This window comes from Streptacidiphilus pinicola, assembly GCF_003258295.1.
Lineage (GTDB): Bacteria > Actinomycetota > Actinomycetes > Streptomycetales > Streptomycetaceae > Streptacidiphilus > Streptacidiphilus pinicola.
This window is the reverse complement of the sequence record NZ_QKYN01000200.1, coordinates 1-11347: the sequence shown is the minus strand read 5'-3', so window position 1 is coordinate 11347 and position 11347 is coordinate 1. Positions and strand designations below refer to the sequence as shown.

11 protein-coding genes are annotated in these 11347 nt (G+C 70.6%); all 11 read right to left on the bottom strand.

The window, feature by feature from the left end; genetic code table 11:
- Positions 1-114 precede the first annotated feature (114 nt).
- The gene (locus tag DN069_RS36520; protein ID WP_111507557.1) at positions 115-1497 is read right to left on the bottom strand and encodes a DNA polymerase IV; all 1383 of its coding nucleotides are present in this window, start codon (positions 1495-1497) and stop codon (positions 115-117) included.
- Positions 1498-1551: 54 nt separating this feature from the next.
- The gene (locus tag DN069_RS36515; protein ID WP_111507556.1) at positions 1552-2241 is read right to left on the bottom strand and encodes a SanA/YdcF family protein; all 690 of its coding nucleotides are present in this window, start codon (positions 2239-2241) and stop codon (positions 1552-1554) included.
- Positions 2242-2301: 60 nt separating this feature from the next.
- A complete protein-coding gene (locus tag DN069_RS36510; RefSeq protein ID WP_111507555.1) occupies positions 2302-2946 on the bottom strand; it encodes a MerR family transcriptional regulator in 645 nt (214 codons plus the stop codon).
- Positions 2947-3213: 267 nt separating this feature from the next.
- Positions 3214-3690 (bottom strand): bifunctional nuclease family protein, encoded by a 477-nt coding sequence (locus DN069_RS36505; protein WP_042455857.1) that lies wholly within the window; start codon positions 3688-3690, stop codon positions 3214-3216.
- Positions 3691-3784: 94 nt separating this feature from the next.
- Positions 3785-4507: a transcriptional regulator FtsR gene (gene ftsR, locus DN069_RS36500; RefSeq protein WP_111507554.1), complete on the bottom strand. Its 723-nt coding sequence runs from the start codon at positions 4505-4507 to the stop codon at positions 3785-3787.
- A 124-nt stretch (positions 4508-4631) separates the two neighbouring features.
- Positions 4632-5471, bottom strand: coding sequence for an FHA domain-containing protein (locus DN069_RS36495; protein WP_243640256.1), 840 nt, complete (start codon positions 5469-5471; stop codon positions 4632-4634).
- A 136-nt stretch (positions 5472-5607) separates the two neighbouring features.
- A complete protein-coding gene (locus DN069_RS36490; protein ID WP_111507552.1) occupies positions 5608-6558 on the bottom strand; it encodes a DUF881 domain-containing protein in 951 nt (316 codons plus the stop codon).
- 96 nt (positions 6559-6654) lie between these two features.
- Positions 6655-6987 (bottom strand): small basic family protein, encoded by a 333-nt coding sequence (locus DN069_RS36485; protein WP_111507551.1) that lies wholly within the window; start codon positions 6985-6987, stop codon positions 6655-6657.
- Positions 6984-7892 carry a DUF881 domain-containing protein gene (locus DN069_RS36480; RefSeq protein WP_111507550.1) on the bottom strand — a complete coding sequence of 303 codons (909 nt, stop codon included), beginning with the start codon at positions 7890-7892 and terminating at the stop codon, positions 6984-6986. Before DN069_RS36480 ends, DN069_RS36485 begins: the two co-directional genes overlap by 4 nt.
- Before the next feature lie 206 nt (positions 7893-8098).
- Positions 8099-10603, bottom strand: coding sequence for a mannose-1-phosphate guanyltransferase (locus DN069_RS36475; protein ID WP_111507549.1), 2505 nt, complete (start codon positions 10601-10603; stop codon positions 8099-8101).
- A gap of 16 nt (positions 10604-10619) precedes the next feature.
- Positions 10620-11234: a cardiolipin synthase ClsA gene (gene clsA / locus DN069_RS36470; protein WP_111507548.1), complete on the bottom strand. Its 615-nt coding sequence runs from the start codon at positions 11232-11234 to the stop codon at positions 10620-10622.
- Positions 11235-11347 lie beyond the last annotated feature (113 nt).

Sequence of the window (11347 nt, the reverse complement as noted above, 5' to 3'; positions counted from 1 at the left end):
GCGGATGGTCCCCAACGCGCAGGGCCATCCGCACAGGGTGGTTGCTCGCGCAGTTCCTCGCGCCCCTGGACAGTGCAACGATCTGCGGGAGCGAACGTGACCGGTCGCGCCGCTTCAGGCGCTGCCGAGCAACGGAAGTGCAGACGCTGAGCTCAACTCCGGGTCCTCCACCGCGAAGGTGCGGACTCGGCCGACCGGACCCGTAGGGGTCTCGAAGCGGATGGTGACGCGGCCGACGCCGCTGCCCTGGACCCAGCCGTGGCCGAGTTCCGTGTGCTCGACGTCCTGGCCCGGGGCCCAGCGGCGGGCAGCCGGGAGCGCGCCGCCGGGGTGGAAGGCGCGGGGGCCGGTGGGGCCGCCGTAGGCCGGATCCTCCTCGGCGTCGGCGGCGTCCTCCTCCATACCCTCCCGGAGTGCCTGCGCGAAGAGGTCCTCCTGCGTCCAGTCCGCGAGGCCGGTGACGCCGACCCCGAGCAGGCGGATGCCTCCCAGCAGCTCGACGGAGTCGAGCAGACGGCGCGCCATCTGGGCTATCACCAGCGGGTCGTCCGTCGGGGCGGGAAGCGTCTCACTGCGCGTGAGCGTGCTGAAGTCGAAGCGGCGGATCTTGACCACCACCGTGCGACCCGACCGGCCGGCCGCCCGCAGGCGGCGGACGCACCGGTCCGCCAGGCGTTCCAGCTCGCCGACGATGTGGTCGCGGTCGAGCAGGTCCACCTCGAAGGTGTCCTCCACGGAGACGGACTTGGCGTCCCGCTCCGCGACGACCGGGCGGTCGTCGCGGCCGAGCGCGAGCGCGTGCACGCCCGCGCCGTGGGCGCGGCCGAGGAGGTGCACCAGTTCCTCCTGCGGCAGCCCGGCCACCTCCCGGATCTGGGACAGGCCCGCACGCCGCAGCGTCTCCTCCGTGGCGGGGCCGACGCCCGGCAGCGCGCGGACCGGGAGGGTGTCCAGGACCTCCCGCTCCCGCCCGGCCTCGATCAGTACCAGGCCGTCCGGCTTGGCCTGCTCGGAGGCGATCTTGGCGAGGAACTTCGTCGTCGACAGGCCGACCGAGCCCGTCAGGCCGACCTTGCTACGGATGTCCGCCCGGAGATCCTCCCCCAGGGCGCGGGCCAGCTCCGCGCCCTCCGTCGCCAGCGCCTCGCCGTAGGGGCCCGCGGCGAGGTCGACGAAGGCCTCGTCCAGGCTGAGCGGCTCGACCAGCGGGGACAGCTCCCGCAGCAACGCCATGACGGCGTCGCTGACCTGCCGGTACAGCTCGAAGCGCGGGATCAGGTAGGCGGCATTGGGCGCGAGCCGGCGCGCCTGGGCCATGGCCATGGCCGAGTGGACCCCGAACCGCCGCGCCTCGTAGGACGCGGTGGACACGACGCCGCGCGCGCCGAGGCCGCCGACGATCACCGGCTTTCCGCGCAGGCTCGGCTTGGACGCCTGCTCCACCGAGGCGAAGAAGGCGTCCATGTCGAGGTGCAGGATCGACGGCACGGCGCGCATAGCCCGATCATCGCGCACGGGTACGACAACCGGGGCGAACGGGCATGCGGGTGCTCAGCGCGCCGCGGCCTCCGCCGAGGCCAGGGTGGTCTCCTTCGGCCCGAGCAGGTGCGGATCGGGGTGGAACAGCTCGTCCAGCAGCACGGCCTTGTCCATGGACGCGATCTCCCGCACCACGCCCGCCTGCCAGGTCCGGTCGTGCCACTCCTCCACGCCGATGCCGTAGGAGTCGATGCCCGCGGCCTCGCAGAGTGCGACCGCGCGCCGGATCGCGTAGCCCTGGTTGACCAGCAGCGCCCGCGTGACGCCGAAGATGCGGCGGGCGCGGCTGCAGGAGTCCCAGGTGTTGAACCCGGCGTAGTCGAGCACGACCCGGTCCGCGGGGACGCCGTGCCGGACGAGGTAATCGCGCATGGCGTCCGGCTCGTCGTAGCTGACGGTGCTGTTGTCGCCGGTCACCAGTACCGCGCGGACGCGGCCCTCACGGTAGAGGCCGAGCGCCGCGTCGAGCCGGTGGCGCAGATAAGGGGAGGGCTTGCCGCCGTCCAGACCGGCGCCGAAGACGAGCACGACGGGCTCGGCCGGGGCGTCCGCGACGGTCCGCAGCCGCGGGCCGCCCTGGAACCACACCACCGCGGTGGGCACCAGCACCGCCAACGCCACCCCGCACAGCAGCTGGAAGGCCCGTCGCTGGAACCGCCGCTCCCGCCAGCGCACCCGCACTCGTGGCAGTCCGACCCGCATGCTTCCCCCCTCGTGGACCGCGTCAGCGATCTTCCGTCTACGAGGGAGCGGACGCGCGGCTCAGACCGCGCGGTTGCGGCGACGGGCGAGTTCGTCGGACGGATCGAAGCCGAGGACGTTCTCGCCGGTGTCGGCGCGCTCGCCGTGCAGGCGGCTCAGCGAGGACTCCACCTCGCGCGCCACCGCGCCCACGGCGATGCCGAAGATGCCCTGGCCACCCTGGAGCAGCTCGACGACCTGGTGGGCGGAGCTGCACTCGTAGACCGTCGCGCCGTCGCTCATCAACGTGATGCCGGGCAGCGCCTCCTCCGGGCGCTGGGCCAGATGGTCGACGGCCGTCCGGATGCTCTGCAGCGAGACCCCCGTGTCGAGGAGCCGCTTGACCACCTTGAGCACCAGGATGTCGCGGAACGCGTAGAGCCGCTGCGTCCCGGAGCCCTGGGCCGTTCGGACGCTGGGCTCGACCAGGCCGGTGCGGGCCCAGTAGTCCAACTGGCGGTAGGTGATCCCGGCCGCCGCGCAGGCGGTGGGGCCGCGGTAGCCGATCAGCTCCGCGGTGGGCAGCACGTCGTCCTGCGGGTCCGCCGGCAGCGGCACCATCGGCATCCCCTCCCACCCGGAGCGCGCCGCACGCGGCAGCGTCCGGACCGGGGAATGGATGGGGCATGAGCCGCTTGTGGCTGTTCTGTCACCCGTGCTGCTCAACACGACCCTCCGTCCTGTCGACTCCGGAACCGCCTCAGCGGGGGTGCGGGGTGGCACACCCGGGACGTTCACAGTCGAAGGTAGGCAGTAGCCAGGAGCGCGTCAACGATCGCCACGCTCGGCATGGCGGGTGACGTCAGCCTCGCGGGTGGTTTTGCGTGTCCCCGGGGTGGGTATCTCCGCGCGAATGCAGCGTCTCAAACGCTCCCTTCACCGTCGTTTCACCGTCGTTTCACGGGATGCCCCACGGGACGCCCCACGGGCTCCTCACTGGGCGCCGGAACTCCCGAAGTCCTCCGGGGAGATCTGGTCGAGGAACTCACGGAACCGCTCGACCTCGTCCTCCTGCTCGTCCGGGATCGCGATGCCGGCCTCGTCGAGCACGTCGTCGGCGCCGTAGATCGGGGTGCCGGTGCGCAGCGCCAGCGCTATCGCGTCCGAGGGACGGGCGCTGACCTCGACCCCGCTGGCGAAGACGAGTTCGGCGTAGAACACGCCCTCGCGCAGGTCGGTGATCCGCACGGCGGTGAGGCGCTGTCCGACGGCCTCCAGCACGTTGCGGAAGAGGTCGTGCGTGAGCGGACGCACGGGTGTCATGCCCTGCTGTGCGAAGGCGATGGCGGTGGCCTCCCCGGGCCCGATCCAGATCGGCAGATAGCGGTCCCCGCCGACCTCGCGCAGCAGCACGATCGGCTGGTTGGACGGCATCTCCACCCGGACGCCCACGACGTCTAGCTCGTTCACAATGCAACCCTAGGGCGCGCTGGGCTGATAGGCCAGTTGCACTATGGGGAGTGGGTAGTTCCCCACCCCCCGGTCCGGCCGGGCGGGCGCCCGGCTACGGGTGCGCGCGCAGACCCGCCTGGACGAGCGCGGCGTGCAGCCGGACCGACAGATTGGCCAGCTCACGGGCCATCGCGGCGGCGTGGGCGCGGGTCTGCGGATTACGGTGCCGGCGCAGCGGCGCGACGATCTGCTCGACCAGCCCGATCTCGCGGTCCGCCGCGGCCTTGACCGCGCGCAGGTGCCGCGGTTCGAGCCCGAATCGACCCAACTCCGCTACCAGACGCGCCACTTGCAGCATCTCGCCGTCGAAGCCGCCGTCCGCGTCCGCGCCGACCAGCCCGTAGGACTCCCAGTCCGACAGCTGCTGCTCACTGATCCCCGCCGCGGCCAGCAGCTCCGCGCGCCCGAGGCGCGGACCCGAGAGGGACGGCCCGGGAGTGATGGCGGCCGTGACATCCAGGGGCTCCTCCGCCGCACCGGCCGGTCCGGGCAGCGCCGGGGGGTTCTCGCCCCGGTCGAGGGCCGCGAGGTGCTCGCGGATGACGCGCAGCGGCAGGTAGTGGTCACGCTGCATCCGCAGCACGTAGGCCAGCCGCTCCACGTCGGCATCGCTGAACTTGCGGTACCCCGAGGGCGTGCGCTGCGGCTCGACCAGCCGCTCCGCCTCCAGGAAACGGATCTTGGAGATGGTGACCTCGGGGAACTCCGCCTGCAACTCGGTCAGAACCGCACCGATGCTGAGCAGTTGCGGCCGACCGGCCACCACGCCAGACATGCCGGGTACGCCGACCGCTCCGGCCCGACGGCCGGGAGGAACGAAGGGCGCCACCGCCCCGTGGGTACCGCTGTCAGCTTGCACGACGGTTGACTCACTCCTCCCAGGGGCGGGGCACCGCGTCTCAGTACCCCGGGCGGGCGGCGAAGAAGACCAGCCGGTACTTCCCGATCTGCACCTCGTCGCCGGTGTTCAGCGGCACCTCGTCGATCCGCTCGCGGTTGACGTAGGTGCCGTTCAGGCTGCCGACGTCCGCGACGGTGAAGGCACCGCCCTGGTGACGCCGGAACTCCACATGACGCCGCGACACGGTGATGTCGTCCAGGAAGATGTCGCTCTGGGTGTCACGGCCGGCCGTGGTCAGATCGGTGTTGAGCAGGAACCGGCTACCCGAGTTCGGACCCTTGCGCACCACCAACAGGGCCGAGCCCGGCGGCAGCGCGTCGACGGCGGCCTGCGCCTCCGGCGTGAGACCGGGGACCTGCTGCGCCGCCTCCGGCTCGTAGGCCTCCAGGCCCGAGATGGAGATCGTGGACGTGGTCTCCGAGGGACGCTCGGCCCCGCCCACGCGGCCCCGCAGCGGCGCACCGCAGTTCGAGCAGAAGCGGGCGGACTCGGGGTTGTTGTATCCGCATCGGGTGCACAACGTCACGCCTGCGGCCTCCTGTCGCGGATCGCCTGACTGGCCTTGGGAATACGGATCGGCCGCAAACCCTCCACCTGAACTTGAGGGTACCGGCTGAGGGGCTATGGAGCCGCCACTCGACGCGCCCGCGTGTCGGCCGTCCTCGTCGCGGAAGAGCGGCCGCTCACCGGCCGGCGCGTAGCTGTCGCCCTCCGCGGCACGCATGCCGGGGACACCGGCCTCGTACTCCGCGTCCGCCCGGCGGTGGCGGGCGGTGGGCGCCTCGACCGAGGCACCCTCACGGGACTTCCGGCCGAACAGCTTCGAGAACAGACTCACGGGCGATACCCCTTGCGTGACACGGACCCGCCCGTGGGGCGAGGTGGAGCCATCGTGGACAGGACTGGAACGGGCGGAACTTGAGGCACTGGCAGAGCGTGATCCGGTCGGGCTGGATCGGGTCGGAACGTGAACGTCATGGATGCGTCGTGTGAGCGTAGTCGGGCGTGCTCAAAGGGATCAAGGCAGTCACGGCCAGTGTCTGCGATCGGTGCACCGTCGCGGACCCGTTCTCACGGGCCACGGACTGCACCACACCCCCCGGGATGTTGAGCGCGGTGTCGAGGTCCTGCGGGTTCCCGATCGCCGTGAACACGTACGGCTGGGAGACGGTCGTGCCGTCGATCGTCACCTGTCCCCGGTTGGCATCCGAGAACCAGGTGCCCGCCACCACCCGGACATTGTTGATCTGTACCGCCTCCGCCCCTGCCGCGCGCAGCTCCTCCAGCGTGTTGAGCAGCATAGCCGCCTGGACGTTCCCGCCCGGGTCCTTGACGGTCAGCGTCACCCCGGGCCCGGTCGCGGCGACCGTCCCGGCGAGGACGCCGAGCTGCTGCTCCTTCAGCTTGGTCTGAGCCTGCGCCTCCTTCGCCTGGTTCGAACTGTTCTGCAACTGGGTCAACGAGGACTGCAGCTGCGTACGTTCCTGATCCAGGCGCTGCTGTCGGGCGTCGACCTCGTCGAGGATCCGGACGAGGTCGTCCTGGCGCGCGCCGCGCAGCTGGTTCTCGGTGGTGTTCGACCGGACCTGGAAGGCGACGCCCAGGCCGAGGGCGAAGAGCAGCAGCGCGACCACCAGCTGGGCGCGGTTCACCCGCGGCGGCCACAGCGCGGCGCCGAGCCGCTGCCGCCCGGTGAGGTCGGGCCCCGGCTCGTCCTCGGGTGAGGGCTCGACCGACTCCTCGACCTCGTCGGCGGCGTCGTCCGCGGCGGTTGCCGCATCCGCCTCGGTCGCCTGCTCCGCCTCGGCTGCCTCTGCTGCCTCGGCTGCGGGGGTTACCTCGGCCGCGGCGGGTTCGGGGGTCGGCTCGGGCGCGCGCTCCGGCTCGCGGTCCCGGGGGACCTCGGATGCCTCATCGCTGCTCACCGTGCTGCTCCTGCCGCTTGCGTTCCTACCCCGAACATCCTGCCATCCGTCCTACCCCGGTATGCGGTCACTGCACTCCGGTTCTGTCACAGAACGTCACGCCCGGAAGAGATGGCGCCGGATCGCCGCCGCGTTGGAGAAGATCCGGATACCGAGCACGACGACCACGCCCGTCGACAGCTGCGACCCGACGCCGAGCTGGTCACCGAGGAAGACGATCAACGCCGCCACGACCACGTTGGAGAGGAAGGAGACGACGAAGACCTTGTCGGAGAAGATCCCGTCCAGCATCGCGCGCACCCCGCCGAAGACCGCGTCGAGCGCGGCCACGATGGCGATGGGCAGGTACGGAACCCAGGCAGCGGGGATGTCCGGCTGTACGAACAGCCCGACGACGACTCCGACCACCAGCCCGAGTACGGCGATCACGGTTGCTTGGTCCCTTCGGACGGAGACGGGTGAGCATTGAGCAGCGGGCCGACGGTCGCGGCCGGCAGCGAGAGACCGCCCTGGGCGGAGACGTCGTAACGGATCTGGAACTCCTGCTTCAGCTGCGCCAGATACAGGCCGCCGTAGGCGTTGTCCTGGAAATTCTGCTGCAGCGTGGGCCCGCCGACGGCCTGCACGGTGTACGGCAGGGTGAGCGGATGGTCGTTGACCAGTATCGCGTCACCCGCGGCGCGAATGGCCGACAGGTTCGTCAGCCGCTGTTCGTTGATCGCCACCGCCTCCGCGCCCGACTGCCACAGGGCGTTCACCACGAGCTGCAGATCGCTGTCGCGTACCCGCCCGGTGTTCCCGAACCCCGCGCCCGCGCGCGGGCTCGCGTTGTTCAGGTCCGTCCCCGCCGACGCGGCGTCGTCCACGGTGACGGTGATCCCCGGCCCGGAGACGGGAGTGGTGCCCGTGACGAGCTCCAGCAGGTCCAGCTGCGTGCTCCCGGAACCACTGGCCGCCGTCCGGCGGGCCTGGTCCAGCTGCGCCTGCAGCTGGGCCACCTGCTGCTGGGTCCCGTCCGCGGTGGTCGTGGACTGGTTGATCCGGTTGATCAGCTCCTGCCGCTGCTGCGCCGCGACGGGCGCGCTGCGCTGCACCTGGCTGACCCCCATGGACAGGATCGTCGCCACCATCGCCAACCCCAGCCCGAGCAGGAGCTTTCCGCGCAGCGTCCCCGGCAGCCGGCTGCTCCCGTACCGCCCACTCCGCCGCGCCTCCTCGGCGTAGCCCTCGTCGAGGCTGTGCTCCATGACGTTCGTCAGCAGCGACATCGACGCGTCGGGCCGCGCGTAGCGCGGGTCGCTGCGCTCGTCACGGCGGGGGGCGGTCGTCGACATGGTGGATATCGTCCCACGTCGGGTCCTGTGCTCAGCCTTCGGCACCCGGGAAGTCGCACCTGCCCCAGGGGCGCGGGGCTGTGCCACGTGGGACGGGGGGGGTCCCCCAGCCGAAGGCTGGGAGACCGTCGCGCACCCGCGGCGAAGCCGCACATCAGCAGCGCCCCGCGCCCCTGGGGAGTGCAACTACCTGCTGGAGCGAATTGTCAGGCCTGGTCGCGGCCGGCCGACTCCACGACGACGGCCCACTCGTCGAGCAGCGCCTGCGCGGAGGTGTCGTCCGGGCCTTCGGCCCAGAGGTGGGTGACGGCCTCGGCCGGGTCCGGGAGGACCATGGTCCAGCGGCCGTCGGGTTCGACCACTCGGACGCCGTCCGTCGTGTCGACCTCCCGCTCGCCCGCCGCCTCGACGACCTTGCGCATGACCATGCCCTTCGCCGCCCACGGGGTAGCGAGGTCACGGCGGTGCACATGGGCCCGCGGGATGCGCGCGTCGATCTGGCTGAGTGTCAGCTGCGTCCGCGCGACCAGCCCGAGCAGGCGCACGAACGCCGCCGTGCCGTCGAACACGCCGCTGAACTCCGGTACGACGAAGCCGCCGCGCCCGTCGCCGCCGAAGACCGTCCCGTCCGCCGACGCCGCCCTGGCGAGATCGTCGGGCGAGGTCGTCGTCCACAGCACCTGTGTGCCGTGGTAGGCCGCGACCTGCTCGGCGATGCGCGTCGTGGTGACCGGCAGCGCCACCTTGCCGCTGCGACCCTCCGCCGCGATCAGGTCGAGCATGACCAGCAGCGAACGGTCGTCCTCGATGATCCGTCCGCGCTCGTCCACGAACGAGACGCGCTCGCCGACCGGGTCGAACCGCACCCCGAACGCCGCCCGCGAGGACGCGACCAGCTCGCCGAGCCGGACCAGGCCGGCCCGCCGCTCCTCTATCGTCTCCGTCGGCCGCGACTCGTCCATACCGGGGTTGACCGTCAGCGCCTCGATGCCGAGCTTGCCGAGGATGCTCGGCAAGAGCAGCGACGCGCTGCCGTTCGCCACGTCCGCGACGACCTTGAGCTTGGCCTCCGCGACGCCGCGCGTGTCGATCGCGCGCAGCAGGCTGCCCGCGTAGGAGTCGAAGACCGTGGCCGGGAAGGTCAGGTCGCCGATCTCACCCGGGAACGCTCGGCGGTACTCCTGCCGGGCGTAGACGCGGTCCAGCTTGCGCTGCCCCGCCTGGGAGAGGTCCGCGCCGCGCTGGTCGAAGAAGAGGATGTCGAGCGAGTCCGGCACCCCCGGCGTCGTCCGCAGGAAGATGCCGCCGGCGCTACCGCGCGCGGTCTGCTGGCGTGCGACCGGCATCGGCACGTTCTCCAGGTCGCGCACCTCGATCGCGCTCGCCTGCAACGCGGAGATCATCGCGCGCTTGAGGGCACGCGCACCACGGGAGTGGTCACGCGCGATCGTGACCGTCGCCCCCTTCTTCAACGTCGTCGCGTACGCGCCGGCCAGGCGGACCGCCAGCTCCGGCGTGATCTCGACGTTGATGATCCCGGAGACGCCGCGGGCGCCGAACAGATGCTCCTGGCCGCGGGACTCCCAGATGACGGAGGTGTTGACGAACGCGCCGGCCTCGATCGTCTTGAAGGGATAGACGCGCACGTTCCCCGCGACGATCGACTCCTCCTCGATCAGGCACTCGTCGCCGATGACGGCGCCGTCCTCGATCCGGGCGGCCCGCATCACGTCGGTGTTCTTGCCGATGACGCACCCACGCAGGTTCGTCTGCGGGCCGACGTAGACGTTGTCGTGGATCACCGCCTTGTGCAGGAACGCGCCGCGCTTCACGACCACGTTGCTGCCGAGCACGGTGTGCTCGCGGATCTCCACGCCACCCTCGACCTTGGCGTAGTCACCGATGAACAGCGGTCCGCGCAGCACCGCGTCGCGGTCCACCTCGGCGCCCTCGGCGACCCACACGCCCGGGGCCATCTCGAAGCCGTCGATCTCGACGTCGACCTGGCCCTCCAGGACGTCCGCCTGCGCCTTCACGTAGCTCTCGTGCGTGCCCACGTCCTCCCAGTAGCCCTCGGCGACATAGCCGTAGATCGGCTTGCCCTCCTTGAGCAGCTGCGGGAAGACGTCACCCGACCAGTCCACGGAGGTGTCGGCGGCCACGTAGTCGAAGACCTCCGGCTCCATCACGTAGATGCCGGTGTTCACCGTGTCCGAGAAGACCTGGCCCCAGGTCGGCTTCTCCAGGAAGCGCTCGACCCGGCCCTCCTCGTCCAGAATCGTGATCCCGAATTCGAGGGGATTGGGGACACGCGTGAGGCAGACGGTGACCATCGCGCCCTTGGCACGGTGGAATTCCATCAGCTCCGTGAGGTCGAAATCGGTGAGCGCGTCACCGGAGATCACCAGGAACGAGTCGTCCTTCAGTGCGTCCTCGGCGTTCTTGACACTGCCGGCCGTACCGAGGGGTTTCTCCTCGTTTGCGTAGGTCAGCTTCATACCGAGTTCCTCGCCGTCGCCGAAGTAGTTCCGGACGAGTGAGGCGAGGAACTGCACAGTCACAACCGTGTCGGTCAGGCCGTGCCTCTTGAGCAGCCTGAGTACGTGCTCCATGATCGGCCGGTTCACCACCGGCAGCAGGGGCTTCGGCATACTCGCGGTCATCGGGCGGAGACGAGTTCCCTCGCCCCCGGCCATCACAACGGCCTTCATCTCGGCTGGCTCCTCCTCATTCGGACAGGGCGCCATCCTGCGTCTTCACGAGACGGCGAGTCTGCACCGCGTACAGGATCCCTGCCCACCAGTAGAGCGTCGTACCCCACCAAACGAACGCCCAACCGATGACGCTCGCCACACTCCCGACCCAGTTGTCATACGTCGTGAGCAGCAGCAAAGGGAATGCGTACATCAGATTGAACGTAGCCGCCTTCCCGATGAAGTTCACCTCGGGTGGGCCGTATCCGTGACGTCTGAGGATGGGGAGCAGAGATGCGATGAAGATCTCGCGCGCGAGCAGGATGGCCGTCAGCCACCAGGGCATGATCCGCCGCGCGGTCAGCCCCACGATCGTCGACAGCACGAAGAGCCGGTCGGCGAGCGGATCGAGCAGCTGACCGAGCCGGCTGACCTGCCCCCAGCGCCGCGCGAGCTTCCCGTCGAGGTAGTCGCTGACACCGCTCAGCATCAGGATCGCGATCGCCCAACCGTCGTTCTTCGGCCCCCCGAAGACCGGCCACAGGATCAGCCAGAGGAAGAGCGGCACGCCGACGAGGCGAGCCATGCTCAACACGTTGGGGATGGTGAACACGCGGTCGGTCTGGACGCGCGTCTCCTGTACCTCCACCCGGGGGCCTCCTGTAGACACTTCGAACGATGCAGCCTGACTTTACGGCATGACGCAGCAGGCCCCTGACCGTAGGTCAGGGGCCTGCTGGCAAAAGTTGTTCGGCGGCGTCC